The 20,809-nt window shown below is 61.9% G+C and carries 15 protein-coding genes and 1 tRNA gene; 2 read left to right on the forward strand and 14 right to left on the reverse strand.

Annotated elements, in window-relative coordinates; translation table 11 throughout:
- Position 1 precedes the first annotated feature (1 nt).
- From LGT41_RS02870 to LGT41_RS02880, 3 genes are all read right to left on the reverse strand, one after another.
- Positions 2-1,522: a sugar ABC transporter ATP-binding protein gene (locus LGT41_RS02870; protein ID WP_274128526.1), complete on the reverse strand. Its 1,521-nt coding sequence runs from the start codon at positions 1,520-1,522 to the stop codon at positions 2-4.
- 64 nt (positions 1,523-1,586) lie between these two features.
- The gene (gene rhaS / locus LGT41_RS02875) at positions 1,587-2,588 is read right to left on the reverse strand and encodes a rhamnose ABC transporter substrate-binding protein (protein ID WP_274128527.1); all 1,002 of its coding nucleotides are present in this window, start codon (positions 2,586-2,588) and stop codon (positions 1,587-1,589) included.
- A gap of 37 nt (positions 2,589-2,625) precedes the next feature.
- Positions 2,626-3,432, reverse strand: coding sequence for a DeoR/GlpR family DNA-binding transcription regulator (locus tag LGT41_RS02880; protein ID WP_274128528.1), 807 nt, complete (start codon positions 3,430-3,432; stop codon positions 2,626-2,628).
- A gap of 186 nt (positions 3,433-3,618) precedes the next feature.
- On the opposite strand from LGT41_RS02880, the gene LGT41_RS02885 reads away from it, so the two are divergent.
- Positions 3,619-5,721 (forward strand): bifunctional rhamnulose-1-phosphate aldolase/short-chain dehydrogenase, encoded by a 2,103-nt coding sequence (locus tag LGT41_RS02885; protein ID WP_274128529.1) that lies wholly within the window; start codon positions 3,619-3,621, stop codon positions 5,719-5,721.
- Positions 5,722-5,732: 11 nt separating this feature from the next.
- Complete coding sequence (locus LGT41_RS02890) at positions 5,733-6,974, forward strand: L-rhamnose isomerase (RefSeq protein ID WP_274128530.1); 1,242 nt, start codon at positions 5,733-5,735, stop codon at positions 6,972-6,974.
- Positions 6,975-7,079: 105 nt separating this feature from the next.
- Here the strand turns inward: LGT41_RS02890 and LGT41_RS02895 are convergent, their stop codons facing one another.
- The 11 genes from LGT41_RS02895 to LGT41_RS02945 form a co-directional block, all read right to left on the reverse strand.
- On the reverse strand, positions 7,080-10,433 hold the full coding sequence (locus tag LGT41_RS02895; protein WP_274128531.1) for an error-prone DNA polymerase: 3,354 nt from the start codon (positions 10,431-10,433) through the stop codon (positions 7,080-7,082).
- Positions 10,430-11,908 (reverse strand): Y-family DNA polymerase, encoded by a 1,479-nt coding sequence (locus tag LGT41_RS02900; protein ID WP_274128532.1) that lies wholly within the window; start codon positions 11,906-11,908, stop codon positions 10,430-10,432. Before LGT41_RS02900 ends, LGT41_RS02895 begins: the two co-directional genes overlap by 4 nt.
- The gene (locus LGT41_RS02905) at positions 11,823-12,428 is read right to left on the reverse strand and encodes an ImuA family protein (RefSeq protein WP_274128533.1); all 606 of its coding nucleotides are present in this window, start codon (positions 12,426-12,428) and stop codon (positions 11,823-11,825) included. Before LGT41_RS02905 ends, LGT41_RS02900 begins: the two co-directional genes overlap by 86 nt.
- 84 nt (positions 12,429-12,512) lie before the next feature.
- Positions 12,513-12,589: transfer RNA gene (locus tag LGT41_RS02910), tRNA-Met, on the reverse strand.
- Positions 12,590-12,757: 168 nt separating this feature from the next.
- The gene (locus LGT41_RS02915) at positions 12,758-13,225 is read right to left on the reverse strand and encodes a DUF6998 domain-containing protein (protein ID WP_274128534.1); all 468 of its coding nucleotides are present in this window, start codon (positions 13,223-13,225) and stop codon (positions 12,758-12,760) included.
- An 83-nt stretch (positions 13,226-13,308) separates the two neighbouring features.
- Positions 13,309-16,143: an aminomethyl-transferring glycine dehydrogenase gene (gcvP, locus tag LGT41_RS02920; RefSeq protein ID WP_274128535.1), complete on the reverse strand. Its 2,835-nt coding sequence runs from the start codon at positions 16,141-16,143 to the stop codon at positions 13,309-13,311.
- A 22-nt stretch (positions 16,144-16,165) separates the two neighbouring features.
- A complete protein-coding gene (gcvH, locus tag LGT41_RS02925; protein ID WP_274128536.1) occupies positions 16,166-16,525 on the reverse strand; it encodes a glycine cleavage system protein GcvH in 360 nt (119 codons plus the stop codon).
- A 9-nt stretch (positions 16,526-16,534) separates the two neighbouring features.
- Complete coding sequence (gene gcvT / locus LGT41_RS02930) at positions 16,535-17,665, reverse strand: glycine cleavage system aminomethyltransferase GcvT (protein WP_274128537.1); 1,131 nt, start codon at positions 17,663-17,665, stop codon at positions 16,535-16,537.
- A gap of 73 nt (positions 17,666-17,738) precedes the next feature.
- A complete protein-coding gene (gene nagA / locus LGT41_RS02935; protein WP_274128538.1) occupies positions 17,739-18,878 on the reverse strand; it encodes an N-acetylglucosamine-6-phosphate deacetylase in 1,140 nt (379 codons plus the stop codon).
- Positions 18,878-19,903 (reverse strand): SIS domain-containing protein, encoded by a 1,026-nt coding sequence (locus tag LGT41_RS02940; protein ID WP_274128539.1) that lies wholly within the window; start codon positions 19,901-19,903, stop codon positions 18,878-18,880. Before LGT41_RS02940 ends, nagA begins: the two co-directional genes overlap by 1 nt.
- Before the next feature lie 3 nt (positions 19,904-19,906).
- Positions 19,907-20,662, reverse strand: coding sequence for a GntR family transcriptional regulator (locus tag LGT41_RS02945; protein WP_274128540.1), 756 nt, complete (start codon positions 20,660-20,662; stop codon positions 19,907-19,909).
- Between the last annotated feature and the right edge of the window lie 147 nt (positions 20,663-20,809).

Raw genomic sequence — 20,809 nt, forward strand, 5'->3', positions numbered from 1 at the left:
ATCAAATGCCGGCTGCGTGGCGGACAAGGGTTTCAGGGGTCAGCGTGTCATTGGCCAGTTCTGCAACCATCCGGCCTTCGCGCATGACGATCACTCGGTCCGACATGCCCAGAATTTCCGGAATTTCGCTGCTGACCATGATCACAGCCAGGCCCTGTGCGGCCAGTTCCGCCATAAACTCATGCACGGCAGCCTTGGAGCCGATATCAATGCCCTTGGTGGGCTCATCCAGGATGATCACCCTGGGCTGGGTGGCCAGCCATTTGGCGATGACAACTTTCTGCTGGTTGCCCCCCGACAGATTGCCGACATTGGTATCAAGCGAGGCGGCGCGCAAATCCAGCCGGGCGGTGTATTCGCGCGCCAGCTTGAATTCTTCGGCCAGGCGCAGAAAACCCCGGCGCGAGGTTTTGTGCAGGCTTGGCAGCGTGACATTCTGAAAGATCGGCAGCGCGGTAATCGCCCCCTGTCTGCCACGATCTTCCGGCACATAGACAATGCCATTGGCCACCGCATCGGCAGGCGAGCGGATCGTGGCCGGCTTGCCCGCAATCTGCACCCTGCCGCTGGCGGGGCGGGTTATGCCGAACAGCGCCTGCATGAATTCCGACCGGCCCGCGCCGACCAGGCCATAAAAGCCAAGGATTTCACCGCGGCGCAGCGTAAAGCCGATATCGGCAAACTCGGTCGGGTGGCTGAAATCGGCAATGGCCAGCACCTCATCGCCCAGCGATTTGCTGCGATCCGGGAAGATCTGGCTGACATCGCGGCCAACCATCATATGCACAAGCTCGTCTTTTGTGATGGCGTCAATCTGACCGTCACCAATGAACTGGCCGTCGCGAAACACGGTGTAACGATCGGCAATCCGGAAGATTTCATCGAATTTGTGGCTGATGAACAAAATCGCCTTGTTCTGGGATTTGAGCTTTTCGACAAGCTCGTAAAGCTCCTGAATTTCCTTGTGGCTGAGCGCGGCAGTCGGCTCATCCATGATGACCACGCGCGCATCAATCGACAAAGCCCGCGCTATGGCGACCATATGTTTATTGGCGATACCAAGGTCGCGCAGCTTGGCGGCCGGGTCGAGCCTGGCACCGATTTCATCCAGAATGGCGGCGGCGCGGCGGCGCATTTCGGCCCAGTCTATCAGCCCGAACCGGCCGCGCGGGGCATGGCCAAGGAAGATGTTTTCGGCAACCGACAGCTCATCGAACAACACCGTTTCCTGATGGATTGCGGTAACACCGGCGGCTGCGGCGTCATGCGCTGTGGCAAAATGCACAGGCGCGCCATCGACCAGAATCTGGCCGTCGGTCGGCTGGTAAATCCCTGTCAGGATTTTTACGACGGTCGACTTGCCCGCGCCGTTTTCACCGACAAGCGCAGTGACCTGACCGGGATAAAGTTGCAGCGCAACCTTTGACAGCGCGGTCACGCCGGGGAAGGTTTTGGTAATCCCATCCAGGGCAATCACCGGCATGGCGGGGCGTTCAGCAAGGGCCAGGTTGGTTTGTGCCATGATGGGGTTTCCGGGGGTTTGGAAAAACCCGGCGCGACAGGCGCGCCGGGAGTCGGGAGGTGGCTTAGAAGATCGACTTGAACTCTTCGATATTCGAGGCGTCATAGACGAACGGGTCGGCCATTGCGCCGGAATTGGTCTCATCCAGAACCAATGTGCCCATGCGCCCCATCGGAATGGATGCGCCGGGTTCAGCCGTGGCGGCGCCGGTGGCCAGGGCATAGGCGATCATCGTCGCGGAATAGCCAAGGTCGATCGGGTTCCAGATGGCAAAGGACTGCGACGCGCCCGCCTCGATTGCGCCCGCCATTTCCGAGGGCAGGCCAAGGCCGGTGACATTCACCTCACCCACGCGGCCTGCATCCACAACGGCCTGCGCGGCAGCCACGATGCCCACCGATGTTGGCGCGATAATCGCGTCCAGATCGGGATAGGCCTGCATGAGGCCAATGGCTTCGCGGTAGGATTTGTCGGCAAGGTCATCGCCATAAACCGTGGCAACCACGTCGATGCCGGGATAGTTGCCCATCACGGCATTCATTTCCGCAATCCAGGTATTCTGGTTTGTGGCGGTTGCCGAGGCCGACAGAACAGCCACCTGGCCGCCATCGGGCAGATGATCGGCGGCAAGCTTGATGATCATATTGCCGATCAGCGCGTTGGACGACGGGTTCAGATGCACCTGACGGCCAGCTTCCGCCACACCGGAATCCCACGAAATAACGGTGATGCCACGCTGCATTGCGCGCTGCAAAACCGGCACAAGCGCATCGGTATCGTTTGCGGAAATGGCAATCGCATCCACGCCCTGCGCGATCAGCGCGTTGATCACTTCGATCTGGCCTTCGGCGGTTGTGTCGGTCGGGCCGGTATAGATGATCTCGACATTGCCAAGCTCGGCGGCGGCTTCCTCGGCCCCGCGCGCGGCGGCCTCAAAAAAGCCGATGCCAAGGGCTTTGACGACAACCGCGATGCGCACAGGGTCCTGGGCCAGCGCGCTGCTGCCCATCATGCTTGCAACAAGGCCAAGGCTTGCGGCAAGTGTAGTGAAAGTTCGACGTTTCATGTTAGCTCTCCCAGTGGTTTGAATTGATAGCTCCCGCCTATGAGGCGGCTTCCTCCTCTTGCCGGTTGCCACCCTGTCGGGCGACGATCAGCGTCACTTCAGCCGCATCAAGCATGGCGGCTGCCTTGTCAGAGATCCCCTCATCGGTGATCACTGTGTCGATCCGGCCAAGCGCACAAAGCACAAGGCTTGACCGGTTTTCGAATTTCGTGCTGTCAACCAGAACGACCAGCTCATCGGCCTGGCCCATCAGCTTCTGTTCTGCCTGAATGAGCAGCGGATCGGCCTCCATCAGCCCGAGCGGGCCAAGGCCCTGGGCCCCCATGAACATGCGGCGCGCATAGAAGTTGCGCGTCGTGTCATTTTCAAAGGGAGAAATGATGATGTTCTGTTCGCGGTAGATCGTGCCGCCCGAAAGCGTGATCGTATTCTTGGAATTCTTCAGCAGATGTTCGGCAATCGGAAAGGAATTCGTAAAGACCTGCAACCGGCGCGAAGCAAGCGGATGCACCATTTGAAAGGTGGTCGTGCCGCCATTGATGATGATCGGCTCGCCATCGGCGCACATGTCGACAGCCGCCCGCGCAATCGCCTGCTTTTGCTTGATGCGCATGGTCTCGTTCACCGCAAAGGTGCGGCCCGCCAGCCCGATGAAGCTTGGCGGGGTAATCGCCTCGGCCCCGCCCCGCACGCGGCGAAGTTTCTTTTGCATATGCAGCGTGGCAACATCGCGGCGGATCGTGGCCTCGGATGCGCCCGTCAGGCCGCACAGGTCGATCACCGTCACGACCGGGCGGTCCTGAACGGCAGACAGAATGATCCTGTGGCGCTCTTTTTCGTGCATCTCGTCCTCCCCTGTCTGAAAAAGTTTGCGCGATTCCGATCACAAGTCAATCATTTTTTATCATAAGCAATCATATTGCACTGCAACATGATTGCTTATGACTGTTTATGATTGACAAAACGACGCAGCGGCGACAGTTTAAGGGAAAGTTTTTACACGCGCAGCGATGCCGACCAGGAGGAATTCATGCCGAAACCGATAGAAAATCAGCTGCTCGACAACCGCTGGAACGCGGAAATTGCCGCCGGGATGAGCGAATCAGAGCTGCTGCTTTACCGCTCGAACATTCTGGGGTCTGACAAGCGGGTGACGAATTATGGTGGCGGAAACACCTCGGCCAAGGTCATGGAGACGGACCCGCTGACAGGCAAGCAGGTTGAAGTGCTTTGGGTCAAAGGCTCGGGCGGCGATATCGGCTCGATCAAGATGGACGGGTTCGCCACGCTTTATATGGACAAGCTGGAGGCGCTGAAGCCGCTGTATCGTGGCGTGGATTTTGAGGATGAAATGGTCGGCTATCTGCCGCATTGCACCTTCAATCTGAACAGTCGCGCCGCCTCGATTGATACGCCGCTCCATGCCTATGTGCCGCGCAAGCATGTCGACCATGTCCATGCCGATGCAATTATCGCGATTGCGGCCTCGAAAAACTCCAGACAGCTCACCGCCGAGATATTCGGCGACAAGATCGGCTGGTTGCCGTGGAAAAAGCCGGGGTTCGAGCTGGGCCTGTGGCTTGGGAAGTTCTGCGAAGAAAACCCCGATGCCGATGGTGTGGTGCTGGAAAGCCACGGGCTGTTCACCTGGGGCGATACCGCCAAATCCTGTTATGACATGACGATTGATGTCATCAATCAGGCGACCGCCTGGCTGGAAGCGAAAACCGCTGGAATTGCGGCCTTTGGCGGCGCACAGCACGAAAGCCTGCCAGCCGGGGCGCGCCGCGCCGTGGCGGCACGGCTGATGCCCGTCATCCGCGGGCTTGTGTCGGGGCAGCAGCATATGGTTGGCCATTTCAACGATTCAGACACGGTGCTGGAATTTGTGAATGCCCGGAATATGCGGCCGCTGGCGGCGCTCGGCACATCTTGCCCGGACCATTTTCTGCGCACGAAGATTTGCCCGCTGGTGGTGGATTTCGAGCCGCAAACCAACAATATCGACGCCGTTCTGGACGGCCTGCCGCAACAGGTGGCGGATTATCGCGACAATTACGCCGCCTATTACAACCGCTGCAAGCACGGCAACTCGCCCGCCCTGCGTGACCCGAATGCCGTGGTCTATCTGGTGCCGGGCGTTGGCATGTTGACCTTTGCCAAAGACAAGGCCACCGCGCGCATCTCGGGCGAATTCTATGTCAATGCGATCAATGTGATGCGCGGCGCATCCGCGGTGAGCGACTATGTCGGCCTGCCGGAACAAGAGGCGTTTGACATCGAATACTGGCTGCTGGAAGAAGCAAAGCTGCAACGGATGCCCAGGCCGAAATCGCTGGCCGGGCGCGTGGCATTGGTAACGGGCGGGGCCGGGGGAATTGGCGCGGCGACGGCGGCGCGCTATCTGGCCGAAGGGGCTTGCGTGATGCTGGCCGATATCAACGAGGACAGCCTGAAAACCGCCGCCGAAACGCTGACAGCCAGGTTCGGAGCCGATGTTCTGCGCACGGTGGTGATGAATGTCACCGATGAGGATGCGGTTGCCGCCGCCTATGCGCATACCGCTGTGGAATTTGGCGGGGTGGATATTCTGGTGTCCAATGCGGGCATCGCCTCCTCGGCCCCGGTTGAAGAAACGACGCTGGCGCTGTGGAACAAGAATATGTCGATTCTCAGCACCGGCTATTTTCTGGTCAGCCGCGAAGCCTTCAAGATGATGCGCGTGCAGAAGATGGGGGGTGCGGTGATCTTTGTCGCCTCCAAGAACGGGCTGGCCGCCTCGCCCAATGCCTCGGCCTATTGCACCGCCAAGGCCAGCGAAATCCATCTGGCGCGCTGCCTGGCGCTGGAAGGCGCAGAGGCCGGCATTCGGGTCAATGTGGTGAACCCGGACGCGGTGCTGCGTGGCTCCAAAATCTGGGAAGGCGAATGGCTGGACCAGCGCGCCGGCACCTATGGCACCGACAAGGATGGGCTGGAGGAAATGTATCGCCAGCGCTCCTTGCTCAAACGCTCGGTCTTTCCGGAAGATATTGCCGAGGCGGCATATTTTCTGGCGGCCGACAGCTCGTCAAAATCGACGGGCAACATCATCAATGTCGACGCAGGCAATGTGCAGGCATTCACGCGATAGGAGCGAAGACCATGACCGCATTTGACAGCGCAAGGAACCAGTTCGCCGATTGGGGCGTGGATGTCGAGGCGGCCCTTGCCCGGCTGGAAACCATTGCCATTTCCGTGCATTGCTGGCAGGGCGATGATGTTGTCGGCTTTGAGGCACGCAGCGGCCAGTCGGGCGGCGGCATTCAGGCCACCGGCAACCATCCGGGCCGGGCGCGCACACCTGATGAGTTGCGTGCCGACCTTGAATTTGCCTATGCCAATATTCCCGGCGCGCACCGGCTGAATTTGCACGCGATGTATCTGGATACCGCCAAGCCGGTGGAGCGTGATGCCATCGAGTTTCAGCATTTCATCCCTTGGGTGGATTGGGCGAAGGACCAGAATATCGGGCTGGATTTCAACCCGACATTCTTTGCCCATGCCAAGGCCGATGACAATCTGACCCTGTCGCACCCCGATGCGGGCATTCGTGATTTCTGGATTGAGCATGGCAGGCGCAGCCGCGACATCGCGGCACAGATGGGGCGCGCGCTTGGCACGCCATGCGTGAACAATATCTGGGTGCCGGACGGGTATAAGGATGTGCCCATTGACCGGATGGCTGCCCGCATCCGGCTGGAAGCCGCGCTGGACAGAATGCTCGCCCCGCCCCAGGACAAGGCCCATATGCTGGATGCGGTCGAAAGCAAGCTGTTTGGCATCGGGGTTGAGGCTTGCACCGTTGGCAGCCATGAATTCTATCTCGGCTACGCCATTCGCAAGCAAATCCTGCTTTGCCTTGACATGGGCCATTTCCACCCGACGGAAAACATCGCCGACAAGCTGAGCGCCGTGTCGCTTTCGCTGGATGAGATCTTGCTGCATGTGTCGCGCCCAATGCGCTGGGATAGCGACCATGTCATCTTGCTGAATGACGATATTCTGACAATGGCGCAAGAGCTGGTCAGCGCCAATCTGCTGGGGCGCACCCATATCGGGCTGGATTTCTTTGATGCAACGATCAGCCGGACCGCCGCTTGGGTGATTGGCACCCGCAACATGCAAAAGGCGCTGCTGCGCGCGCTGTTGTTGCCGCTTGACCGGCTGAAGGCGGCGGAAACGGCGTTGGACCATACAACACGCTTCATGCTGACCGAAGAGTTCAAAGACCTGCCCTTTGGCACCATCTGGGAGGAGTTTTGCGCCCGATTGGATGTGCCCGCGGGCCTTGGGCTGATGAAAGAGCTGGAATCCTACCAAGCCAGCCTGGGCGGTCGGGCTTAGTCTGGCCGCCTGATTTTCCGGGCATATCCGCGGTGCAAAGCCCTGCGCAAGAAGCGCCCCGGCCTTGCACCTTCCGGGCCGGACCGGCGCCTGTAGCTGGCCCTGCTAGTGAAAATCGCGGCTGGGGAACAGGCGCTTGGCCTGTTCGCGCGGATGCATGACCCGAGTCGGTTGGACCCGAGGCGCTTGACGGGCCGGGCGCGGGGCATCGTCGGCCTGGGGCTGGGTAATGCCGATGGCGCCATCCATCGGGTGGCCAAGCTCGGACAGGCGCGGCGACATATCTTCGATATTCTGCGCGATCAGATGCACGACAATCCCCTCGCGCTGCAAATAGCCGGTCACGCGCAGCAGGCGCCCGCCCATCACGGCGCGGCGGAATTGCGCGTAAACCTTGCGCCAGACCACCACATTGCTGACCCCGGTTTCATCTTCCAGCGTCAAGAATACCACACCCGATGCGGTGCCGGGGCGCTGGCGGGTCACGACAAGGCCGCACACGGTTAGGGTTTGCATGGGTATGCTGGCCAGTTCGGCATGGGGGGTCAGCCCCGGCATGGTCGGGCGCAAAAGCTCCATCGGATGGGCGCGCAGCGACAGGCGCATCGACACGTAATCCTCCACCACCTCTTCGCCTAAATGCATGGCGGGCAGGGTGACGGCCGGCTCGACAATTCCCTCGCCCTCGATCGGGTCATTGAACAGCGGCAGGGGCATTTGCCCGCGGATCGCCTTGACCTGCCAGAGCGCATCGCGCCGGCCAAGCCCCATTTCGGTGAAGGCATCGGCCTCGGCCAACCGCTCCAGCACCGCAGGGCCAAGGCCCGCGCGCAGCCACAAGGCCGAGGGGTCGGGGTAGCCATTGCCACGGGCGGCGACGATCCAGTCGGCATCTTCCTCCTTGAAACCCTTGATCTGGCGAAAGCCAAGCCGCAAGGCCAGCGCACCATTGGCGCAGCGTTCCAGCGTATTGTCCCATGCGCTGGAATTCACGCAGATCGGGCGGACATCGACCTGATGCTCGCGCAGATCGCGCACAATCTGCGCGGGCGCATAAAACCCCATCGGCTGAGAATTGAGCAGCGCGCAGGCAAACACCGCCGGATGGTGGCATTTCAGCCATGCCGAAACATAGGCCAGCATGGCAAAGGCGGCGGCGTGGCTTTCGGGAAAGCCGTATTCGCCAAACCCTTCGATTTGCGAAAAGCACCTGTCGGCAAAATCGGGTGTATAGCCGCGCTCCAACATCCCGTTGATGAAACGGTCGCGAAAGGTGCTGATCGTGCCCATGCGCCGGAACGTGGCCAGCGAGCGGCGCAACCGGTCAGCCTCTTCGGGCGTAAACCCGGCGGCGACCACGGCAATCTGCATGGCCTGTTCCTGAAACAGCGGCACGCCCAGCGTCTTGCCCAGCACCTGTTCCAGCGCAGCCGAGGGAAACTCCACCGCCTCGCGCCCCTGACGGCGGTTGATATAGGGATGCACCATGCCGCCCTGAATGGGGCCGGGGCGCACGATGGCCACCTCGATGACGAGGTCGTAAAATTCGCGCGGCTTCATGCGTGGCAAAAAGTTCATCTGCGCGCGGCTTTCCACCTGAAACACCCCCACCGCATCGGCCACGCAAAGCATGTCATAGGTGGCGGTATCGGCCTGCGGCACGGTGGCGATAGACAGCGATTTGCGCTCGTGGCCGAGCAGCAGATCAAAGGCCTTGCGAATGCAGGTCAGCATCCCAAGGCCAAGAATATCGACCTTGAGAATGCCAAGCGTATCAATATCGTCCTTGTCCCATTCGATGATCGTGCGGTCTTCCATCGCGGCATTTTCAATCGGGCACAGCTCGTCGAGCCGCCCTTTGGTAATGACAAACCCGCCGACATGCTGGCTAAGATGGCGCGGAAAGCCGATGATCTCGCCGATCAGCCGGATGGTCTGGGCAAGGCGGCGGTCTTTCATATCAAGCCCAAGCTCGCGGATGCGTTCAGGGTCGGCCCCGCTGCTGGACATGCCCCAGATCTGCCCCGACAGGCTGGCGGTGACATCCTGGCTAAGCCCCATGACCTTGCCCACCTCGCGGATGGCCGCGCGCGCGCGAAAATGGATGACCGTGGCGCAAAGCCCGGCGCGGTGGCGGCCATATTTCGCATAAATGTGCTGGATCACCTCTTCGCGGCGCTCATGCTCGAAATCGACATCGATATCCGGCGGCTCGCCACGATGTTCCGACACGAAACGTTCCACCACCATTGTAATGGTTTCGGGGCTGACATCGGTAATGCCAAGCAGGTAGCACAGAATGGAATTGGCCGCCGAGCCGCGCCCCTGGCACAGAATGCCCTGGCTGCGGGCGAATTGCACAATGTCATGCACGGTCAGGAAATAGGCCGGAAATTTCAGCTTTTCGACCAGCGCCAGTTCTTTTTTCACCTGCGCGATGGCCTTGTCCGTCGGGCCCTGCGGGTAGCGGCGTTTCAGCCCCTCGGCCGCCAGCCGCGCAAGCCGCGCCTGTGGTTCCTCGCTGTCGGAAATTTCGTCCGGGTATTCATAGCTCAGCTCGCTCAGGCAAAAGCTGCAGCGCGCGGCAATGTCGAGCGTGCGGCGGATGGCGGCGGGGTGGTCGGCAAACAGCCGCGCCATATCGGCCGGGGCTTTCAGGCGGCGTTCGGCATTGGGCAGCGCGCGGGTGCCGATCTCATCAATGGTGATATGTTCGCGCATACAGGTCAGCACATCGGCCAGCTGCCGGCGGTTGGCGCGGTGCATCAGCACATCGCCCACAGCCACCATCGGGGCCGAGGTTTTATGCGCCAGCCGCGCGCAGCCCGCCAGCCAGGCCTGGTCGCTGCCATCATAGCGCGGCACCGCCCCCACATAGACATGGTTGGGAAATTGCCGCCGCAGCGTCTGGATAGAAGACACCGCCCGCGAAAGCCGCCCCTTTGGCAGGGCGATCAGCATCATGCCCGCGCAGCCTTGCGCCAGATCATCAAGATCGAGATGGCATTCGCCCTTGCCCGCGCGCCGCTTGCCAAGGGTCAGCAGCCGTGTCAGCCGTGCATAGGCCGCGCGGTCACGCGGCAGGGCGATCCAGTCCACCGGGCTGTTGGCCAGCACAAGGCGGCAGCCGACAATGAGTTTGGGCAAGGCGGGCGTGGCGTGATGCACCACCGGGCCAGAGGGGCCGCGGGATTGGCGTGAACTGCCGTCAAATTGCTGCTGCGAGCGGATTTTCACCGCCTCTTGCGCCGTTTCGCGCAGGCTTTTCAGCGCCGCATAGGCCCGCACCACACCGGCCAGCGAGTTGCGGTCGGTAATGGCAATGGCCGAAAGCCCCAGTTCAGCCGCGCGTGTGACCATTTCTTCGGGATGCGAGGCGCCGGTCAGAAAGGTGAAATTGGTGGTGACGGCCAGTTCGGCATAATCCTTGGCAAGGTCCGGGCGGTTATGCTGGGTCATGCAAATTCCCCCTGCACAAACCAGCCGGGGTTTTGCGGCGTATGGAACAGCCACAGCCGCCGCCCCTGCCGGGTTTCCACCAGCCAGTAATCGCGCAAGCCCCTGTGCCAGCTTTCATCCTCGAACCACCATTCCGGTGCAATGCGTTCCGGGCCGCGCGCCCGCCCCGTGGTCAGCGGCATCCGCCGCCAGCGAAACTGCGCCGGTGGCTGGCGCCCCTCACCGACAATCGGCTCGGGCGGGAACAGCCAGGCGGGGCGCGGGGCGGCGCGCAACCACGGCCCTTCCGGCTCGGAATAGGCCGCGGGGGCGATGAGGAAGCTGCGCTCGGGGATATGGCTATCGGCCGGCAGAAACCGCTGCACGTTTTCCAGCCCGATCCGCGTGCCGATGCGGGTGATCAGATCATCGAGCGCGGCGCTGCCCTGCTGGCGGTGTGGGCTGAGCTGCTGCACCGGCAGACCCGCCACCTCGACCGCCTCCAGCCGCATCTGGTCTATCCCGAAGCCGGCATCCACCTGATCGACCCCGCGCCTAAATAGCGACAGAATGCGCAGCGGCTCGCGCAAAGGGCGCGCCAGCCGCAGTTCAACCTGCTGGCTTTCGCCATCCACGCGGCGCAGGGTCAGCCGCAGAATGCGCGCGCCGGTCTCGTTCGCCTTGAGCTTGGCGCAAAGCCGGTCGAGCAGCCGCTCGGCCACCGCCATCACATCGGCGGCCAGCCCGATCGGGTCGGGCAGGGTCATGCGCACACCGTAATGCACAGGGGCGGATAGCGGGCTGACATGTTCGGGCTGCGCGCCCAAGGCTTGGTCCAGCCGCATCAGCACATCGCGGCCAAAGCGGCGGGCAAGACTGGCGCGCGGCAGGGCGGCAAGCGCGTCAATGCGCCGGATGCCCACGCGCTGCAGGGCGACCACGGTATCGGCCTCCAGCCGCAGGGCGGCCACGGGCAAATCGGCAATGGCGCCAAGCGATTCGCCCGGCGCGGCACAGCCTTCACCATAATGCGCTAGGGCCCAGGCGGCACCGCGCGTATCGGCCAGCCCGGCCTGCACGAAAAGCCCGGCACGGGCCAGCCGCTGGCGCATATCGCAAAGCATCCGCGCCTCATCACCCCAGAGATGCACCGCGCCTGTGACATCCAGCACCAGCCCGTCGCCCCCCTCCAGCCCGACCCAGGGGCAATAGCGCGTGGCCCAGCGCGCCAAGGCCCGCAGAAAGCCCGCATCGCCCGGCATATCGGCCGGGCGGCTTTGCAGATCGGGGCAGAAGGCGCGGGCATCGGAAAAGCTCATGCCACGGTTCAGCCCCTGCTGTTCGGCGGCACGGTTCAGGCAATAAAGACGGTCGGTATTGCTGTGGCGGAGGGTCAGCGCAAAGGGGCCGTCAACCGGCCGCGCCCGCAGCGCCCTGTCGCTTGCCAGCCTCGGAAACCACAATGACACGACGCGTCTCTGCATTCCAACGGACATCCCACGCTGCTATTGTTCCTGATTTGTTCTTGATAAGCGCCCAGCGCTGCAGAGTCGAGTCTGCCGCGCCGGCATCTGCATCAAAGAGCGGGGAACAGTGCCAGCGGGTTTCGGCGGCATTGCTGCCCATCGCTTCGGGGATCAGGCATAGTCCGGTGGATTTTCCGGCCTCGGCGGCCAGTTGCAACCGCCGCCCGCTGGTCAGATCGATCGCGGCATTCAGCTCGACCACCACCAGCGGCACGGCGCCCGAGCGCAGCGCCTCTTCGGCCACGGCCAGGGTTTCGGCATGGGTTTTGGGGCGGGCGAGCAACAGGCGCTGCGGGTCAAGATAAGCACCAAAGCCCACGGGGTTCAGCGCGCTGCCATCCCAGCCCGGGCGCACCCACATGACAGGTCCGCCGCCCTGGTCCGCCCCCTGGCCTGCCAGCGCAAGCGCAAAGCCCGTAGCCCCGGGGCCGCAGCTTTCATGCGTCCGGCCCTTGCGTAGCGGGAAATGAGAGAAAAGATCGGCTGACATTTGCACAGTATAAACCGGCGATCGGCGGATTTGAATGCCAAGCACGCTGCGCGCGCCGCTGTTCCGGACAAAGAGGGGGGATGATGGTGGCGAGGGGGGGACTTGAACCCCCGACCCCACGATTATGAGTCGTGTGCTCTAACCAGCTGAGCTACCTCGCCATCGGTGCTGCTAAGTAGTGAAGGGGGGCAAAGGCGTCAAGCGGAAATTGGGTGCCCGTAGGGTGCGCATTCATTGCGCACCTCTTTGGTCGCATTCTTTCCGCACCTCTTTGGCCATTGCATCATGGTGCGCAATAAATGCGCACCCTACGGGCAAGGACTTGAGGATCAAACCGGAGCCGCTCTCACTTGCGTTAGCCGATCTTCGTCGCGCAGTTTTGCATCTAATGCGGCAAGTTTGCTCAGACCTATCGCCCGTTGGCCGTTTTTCTGAAACTTTCCGGCCTCTTTCCATGCAAGTGCGCCGGGGCCGTTGTAAACCACAGTAATGTTGGCACCTTTGGGTCGGCTAAGCACCAAAAGATGCTCGGGTTCGTGGCGGATTGCGACGCTTTTTCCCTGTGTCAGCTTAATCTCGACACATTTACCGTCCGGTGTTTTTGCATCATGCGCCAATGTCGACGCTGCGTTCAGTTTCAAATCAAACATATATGCAGCTACAACCTCTCCAACACTCCCGACCAAATGCCCATCAGGCGTAAATTTCCGTCCCGGGAACATCTCTTCAAGCGCATCAGTGGCGTGGTATAGCTGGTCGATAAACTTTTCGACCCGCTTCCAGTCGACAAACTTCACAATACGCCCCAATCACCCTTTCGGCAAAAAAACGACAGACCCAAAAACACACCTGTCCCGGCTATCGCCGAGGCTGGAAATTTTTACTCCGCCGCCTCCCCATAGCTCTCCAACGGCGGACAGGAACAAATCAAATTCCTGTCCCCATAGGCGTTGTCGATGCGGTTCACCGGGGGCCAGTATTTATTCGCCAGCAGGCTTTCCAGCGGGAAGACGGCCTTGTGGCGGGAATAGGGGTGGGGCCAGTCGGCATCTGTCAGGTCGCGGCCGGTATGCGGGGCGTTGACCAGCGGGTTATTGTCGGCGGGCCAGTCGCCACGCTCCACGGCGCGGATTTCCTCGCGGATCGCCTTCATCGCGGCGATGAACCGGTCCAGCTCCACCTTGGATTCGCTTTCGGTCGGCTCGATCATCAGCGTGCCGGGCACGGGGAAGCTCATCGTCGGCGAGTGGAAGCCGTAATCGGCCAGCCGCTTGGCGATATCCTCGTTGGAAATGCCGCAGGCGTCCTTGATGGGGCGGATGTCGAGAATGCATTCATGCGCCACACGGCGGCGCGCGCCGCGATACAGCACCTTGTAATCCGCCTCCAGCGCATCGGCGATGTAGTTGGCGTTGAGAATCGCCAGTTTGGTGGCCTGGGTCAGCCCCTCGGCGCCCATCATCTTGATATAGGCGTAGGGAATCGGCAGGATCATCGGCGAGCCGAAGCGGGCGGCCGAAACCTGCCGCGCGCCAGTGCCACCCACCGCATGATCGGGCAGGAAGGGCGCCAGATGCGCGCCCACACCGATCGGCCCCATGCCGGGGCCACCGCCGCCATGCGGAATGCAGAAGGTTTTGTGCAGGTTCAGATGGCTGACATCCGAGCCGAACTTGCCGGGCTTGGACAGGCCGACCTGCGCGTTGAGATTGGCGCCATCCATATAAACCTGCCCGCCAGCCTCATGCACCATCGAGCAGATCTTGCGGATTTCGGTTTCAAACACCCCGTGGGTCGAGGGATAGGTGATCATGATCGCGGCCAGATTATCGGCATGTTCATTGATTTTCGCGGCCAGATCGTCGATATCGACATTGCCCTGATCGTCGCAGCCGGTAACGACAACCTTCATCCCCGCCATCTGCGCCGAGGCGGGGTTGGTGCCATGCGCCGAGCTTGGAATGAGGCAGACATCGCGATGCGTATCGCCATTGGCGTGATGATAGCCGCGAATGGCCATCAGCCCGGCAAATTCACCCTGCGCGCCGGAATTCGGCTGCATCGACATGGCGTCATAGCCGGTGATCTCGCACAGATCGGCGTTCAGATCTTCGATCATTTTTGTATAGCCCCTGGCCTGTTCGGGCGGGCAGAACGGGTGCATACCGGCAAATTCGGGCCAGGTGATGGCGGCCATTTCAGCCGCCGCATTCAGCTTCATGGTGCAGGAACCAAGCGGGATCATCCCCCGGTCCAGCGCCAGGTCCTTGTCCGACAGGCGGCGCAAATAGCGCATCATCTCGGTTTCGGTGCGGTAGAGATGGAAGACCGGATGGGTCAGATAGTCGGTTTTGCGCGCAAAGGGGGCGGCATAATCGGGGTTAACCGCGGCATCGAGTGCTTCAAAATCCGCAGTCACGCCAAACACGGCCCAGAGGTTTTCAACCGTTTTGGGGAAGCTGGTTTCATCAAGGCTGATGCCGACCGCATCATCATAGCGGCGCAGGTTGATGCGCGCGGTTTCAGCCCTGGCAATGGTTGCATCGACATCGGCAACCGGCACGCGGATTGTATCGAATACCGGGCCGTCAACCCCCAGCCCTTTGGCCAGAACGGCGGTCAGCCGGCGCACACGTTCGGCAATGGCGCGCAGCCCTTCGGGGCCGTGAAAACTTGCATACATCGCCGCGGTAATCGCCAAAAGCGCCTGCGCGGTGCAAATGTTCGATGTGGCCTTTTCGCGGCGGATATGCTGCTCGCGGGTTTGCAAGGCAAGTCGGTAGGCGGCATTGCCGCGCCGGTCGACCGACACGCCAACAATGCGGCCCGGCAAGGCGCGCTTGAACTTGTCACGCGTGGCCATGAAGGCGGCATGTGGCCCGCCAAAGCCCATTGGCACGCCAAAACGCTGGGTCGAGCCGATGGCGATATCGGCGCCAAGCTCACCGGGGCTGGCCAGCAGGGTCAGCGCCAGAAGATCGCAAGCCAGCACCGCAAGCCCGCCACCCGACTGCACGGCCGCAATGGGGCCGCGCAAATCGCGCAAGCTGCCATCGGTGCCGGGATACTGGAAGATCGCACCAAAAACCGCGCTCGGGTCAACATCATCGGGGTTGCCGATGATCACATCCCAACCCAAAGGCTCGGCGCGGGTCTGGATCACGGCAATGGTTTGCGGATGGCAGGCCGCATCCACAAAGAACGCATTGGCTTTGGATTTGCCCTGCCGCTGGGCCATTGCCATCGCCTCGGCGGCGGCGGTCGCCTCATCCAGCAGGCTGGCATTGGCCATGTCCAACCCGGTCAGATCGGCCACCATCGTCTGGAAATTCAGCAGCGCCTCAAGCCGGCCCTGGCTGATTTCCGGCTGATAAGGCGTATAGGCGGTATACCAGGCCGGGCTTTGCAGCAGGTTGCGCTCGATCACCTGCGGAGTGATGCAATCATAGTAGCCCTGGCCGATATGGCTGGTGAACACCTCGTTCATATCGGCAATGTCGCGCATATGCCGCAGCAGCGCCCCTTCGGACATGGGCGCACCCAAAGCCAGCGGTTCAGGGTTGCGAATGTCGGATGGCACGGTCTGCTCGATCAACTGGTCCAGCCCGTTGGTCTTGCAGGTTTTCAGCATTTCAGCCACGTCATCGCCGTTCGGCCCGTTATGGCGGGCAATAAACGCACTATCACGGGCGGCAGAATAATCGGCGCTGCGCATGGTATATTCCTAGCTTGAAAGGTTACGCGATCAGCGCGTCATAGGCGGCCTGGTCCAGCAGATCGTCGAGCTGGCTGGCATCGGTGGCGGTCATTTTCACAAACCAGCCGCCCGCTGTGGGGGCGGAGTTGACAGTGCCCGGCTCATCGGCCAGCGCCGCGTTTGCAGCGGTGATCTCGCCATCGAACGGCGCGTAGATATCCGATGCGGCCTTCACCGATTCCACGGTCGCCATCACATCGCCCTTTGAAAAACTGTCGCCCACCTCCGGCAGTTCGACGAACACGATATCGCCAAGCGCTTCCTGGGCGTGGTTGGTAATGCCAATGGTAAAGGCATCGCCATCGGCTTCAATCCATTCATGGTCATCGGTATAGCGCATATCAGGCTCCTATCGGGCGTAGTTATGGGGGGTAAAAGGAAGGGTGGCGCGGTTCATCGCAAGGCGGCGGCCGCGCACTTCGGCATAGTATTTCTGGGCGTCATGGGCGGCATCGACCAGCGCCAGCGCGCAAGGGCCGCCAAGGCTGGGGCCAAACCCGCCCGAGGTGACATGGCCGATTTGCGCGCCACCTTCAGCCTCGGCAAAAATCGGCGCGCCTTCGCGCACCGGGGCGCGGGTTTCACCCTTCAGCGCGACCAGCATACGCGGCGCGCCATTGGCCATTTCATCCAGAATCCGCGCCGCACCCGGAAAGCCGCCTGCCCGCGCGCCACCCGTGCGGCGGGCCTTGTTGATCGCCCAGCCGATGCCGCTTTCAATCGGGGTCATATCCAAGCCAAGCTCGTGACCATACAGCGATAGCCCGGCTTCAAGGCGCAAGGTATCGCGCGCCACAAGGCCGATGGGGGCCACGCCCTCCAGCGCTAGCAGTTTGCGCGCAAAGGCATCGGCATCGGCGTTGGCCAGCGAAATCTCGAACCCGTCCTCGCCGGTATAGCCTGCGCGCGCCACAATCACCTCGGCCCCGCCGATGGTCATCTCGCGCACATCCATGAATTTCATCCCGGCCACTTCGGGGGCAAGCGCGGCCAGTGCCTCTGCGGCCTTCGGCCCCTGCAAGGCCAGCAGGGCGCGGTCATGCAGGGCAAAGTCCACACCCTTCAGGTTTGCCTGCAAATGCGCCATATCCGCGGCCTTGCAACCCGCATTCACCACCATGTAAACACGCTCGCCCAAATTGGCGACCATCAGGTCATCAATCACCCCGGCATCGGGCGTCGTGAACAGCCCATAGCGCTGGCGGCCCGGTTTCAGGCTTAGCAAATCCACCGGAACAAGCGTTTCAAGCGCCGCCATCACCGCCGGCACGCCGCCGGGCGCGGTCAGAAAAATCTGCCCCATATGCGACACATCGAACAGGCCCGCCGCGCTTCGCGTGTGCAAATGCTCGTCCATCGCGCCCATCGGATAGCGCAGCGGCATGTCATAGCCTGCAAACGTGGTGAATTGCGCGCCCAGTTCCTGGTGTAGCGGGTGAAAAACGGTTCTCCGGGCTTCGGTCACATTCAATCCAATCATCCGCTGTGTTTCCGATACGAAACTTAACGGGGAAATATATCAGGATCAAGGAAAATGTGTGCCGCAGTATACGCTATGCCGCGCCTTTGCCGCGCTGCCAGACCTTTTGAATTTCCAGCCCCGCGCCAAGCCAAAGTATATCGGCCTGTGTTCCGGGGCGCAGCCTGCCAATCTCATCAGCCCGGCCCAGCAAATCGGCGGGATAGGCCGAGGCCATGCGCAGGGCTTCGTCCTGGGCAAGACCAATCACATCCACCATGAAGCGCACAGCCGAAATCATATCCAGATCGGCGCCCGCCAATGTGCCGTCACCCAGGGTCAGCCGCCCGTTCTCGCGCAGAATTTCGCGCCCGTTCAGCGTGAAGCTGCGCATATCCGTGCCGATTGTGGCCATTGCATCGCTGACCAGAAACAGCCGCCCCGGCCCTTGCTTGGCGGCCAGTGCGGCGCGCAACGTGGCGGGGTGAACGTGGATGCCATCAGCAATAACGCCCGATGATGCGCGCCCCTCGTTCAGCAGCGCGCCCACCATGCCGGGCTCGCGGTTGGTCAACTGGCTCATGGCGTTGAACAAATGTGTGGCGGCGGTCGCCCCGGCATCATAGGCGGCGCTGGCCTGGGCATAGCCACAATCGCTATGGCCAAGCGAGACAATCGCGCCCGCATCAACCAGGTGCCGGATTTGCGCAGCCGTCACCGATTCCGGGGCCACGGTCAGATAGAGGCTGGGCAGGCTTTGCGCGGCGTCACAAAGCGCGGTCAAATCCTCATCCGACATGGCACGGATAAGCGCGGCATCATGCGCCCCCTTGCGCGCCACCGAAAGATGCGGCCCTTCCAGATGCAGCCCGGCCACACCGGGCGATGTGCAGGCTTTTGCGGCGGCAATGGCGGCGCGCACATGCGCTTGCGTGTCGGTAATCAGCGTGGGCAGCAGGCTTGTCGTGCCAAAGGGCAAATGCGCCTTGGCGATCGTTTCCATTGTGGCCGCTTCGGGTGCATCATTCAGCATGACCCCGCCGCCGCCATTCACCTGAAGGTCAACAAAACCCGCTGTCAGCAGCCCACCTTCAAGCGTCTGTATTTCCGCCCCCTCGGGCAGTTGCCCCGGCGGCAGAATGCCCAGAACGCGCCCCGCATCCAGCACCAGCGCATGGCCTGATATGCGGCTCTCGCCGTCAAAAATTGTGGCTCCTGTCAGGGCAACCGGCATCAGGTCGTCTCCGTGACTTTGCGCAAATTGGCGGGCGTGTCGGGGTTGCGGCCGCGTGCGCGCGCAAGCTGTTCGATAAAGGCGTAAAACCCGGTGATCAGCGCCAAAGGCTCGGTCAGCGGATGGCTGGTGGCGACAAAGGGCAGCCGCGTGGCCGACTTGGCCATGTCCGAGGTTGCAAAGACTTGCGCGCCACGGGTTGCAAGCTGCTCGGCCACGCCCATCGCGGCAGGCTCTGCCGCATCGCGTGCCGCCAGCACCAGCACCGGATAATCACCGCCGACAATCTCGACCGGGCCGTGCAGCACCTCGGCGCTTGAATAGGCTTCGGCATGGATACCGCAGGTTTCCTTGAATTTCAGCGCCGCCTCGCAGGCCATCGCATAAGACGGGCCGCGCCCCAAAACATACATGGAATCGCGCGCCAGCAAGGCATCGCGCAGCGGCGACCAATCGAGCCTTGCCGCCGCTTCAAGCTGGTCGGGCAACGCATCAATCGCGGCAATCAGCGCATCATCCCTGCCCCAATGCGCCAGCACCGCCAACCCGGCAAGCGCCGAGGTCACGAAGGTTTTCGTGGCTGCCACGCTCAATTCCGGCCCGGCCATGATCGGCACCGTGTTGCGGCTGGCGCGGGCCAGCGGGGAATCGGGCTGGTTGGTTATGGCCAGCGTGCAGGCCTGGGCATCGCTTGCCGCCTGGGCCATTGCCACAATATCGGGGCTTTGGCCCGATTGCGAAATCGAAAAACAAGCCGCGCCGCCCAGCTTCAGCCTGGCCCCGAAGATCGAGGCCACCGATGGCCCGATCGAGGCGACAGGCAGGCCAAGCGACAGCTCGCAGGCATATTTGAGATAGGTCGCCGCATGGTCGGACGAGCCGCGCGCCACGGTCGATACAAAAGCCGGGTTCACATCGCGCAAATCGGCGGCAGTGGCCTCGATCGCGCCGCGCCCTTCGCCAAGCAGCCTTCGGGCCGCCGCCGGAATTTCCGCGACTTCGCGCGCCATATGGGTTTGGGTCATGTCTTATCCTGAAATCTGGAGTTCTGCGACGAAATCATAGGCATCGCCGCGATAGATCGACTGGGTGAATTCCACCACCCGGCCGCTTGGAAGATAGGAGGTCCGCTCGATCCGCAGCCCCGCCTCGCCCGGCTCAACGCCCAAAAGCGCGGCATTGTTGCCCGTCAGGTTGGTGGCCGAAATGCGCTGGATGGCGCGCACCGGGCGGTTGCCGTCACGCTCCAGCACCGCATAAAGCGAAGAGTCGACCAGCAGCGGATTAGGCAAAAGCTCGGCCGACAGGGCCGCGCGTTCAATCGCCATCGGCAAACCGTTTGCACAGCGCAGCCGCGCGATCCGCGCCACCGAATCGCCGCCGCGCAGCCCCAGCGCCACCACCTCTTGCGGTGAGGGCATGAACAACCCGCGCTCCAGCCACTTGCTTTCCACCACCATGCCGCGCCGCGCCATGTCTTCGGTGAAAGATGTCAGCCGCGAGAGCGATTGCTCGACCCGCTGGACCTTGGCCGCCACGAATGAGCCCGAGCCACGGCGCTGCACGATCAGCCCGTCATCGACCAGCGTTTCCACCGCCTTGCGCACGGTCACGCGCGAAAGCCCTGTGATTGCGGCGATTTCGCGTTCGGCGGGCAGCGGGCTGTTGGGGGCGAGCGTGCCGTCCTGGATGGCCGCCTCGATATGGCGGCGCAATTGCAGGTAGCGCGGCCCGCCATTGGGGCGCAGCCAGCGACTGGGCGCAAGCATCTGGTCAATTATCATGTGCCGCCCCCCTTGTGGATTCCGGCCGGTTCAATACCAACCCGCAAAATGAATACCGATATAATACCTAGAATTTTCTTGCAGGCAATACCCTTACTTTCATAGCCTGGAATCGAGATTAATTTCGGGTTTTTCGTCATTCTCTTG

Origin of the sequence: Abyssibius alkaniclasticus (assembly GCF_020447305.1) — a bacterium.
Taxonomy (GTDB): Bacteria; Pseudomonadota; Alphaproteobacteria; order Rhodobacterales; family Rhodobacteraceae; genus Abyssibius; species Abyssibius alkaniclasticus.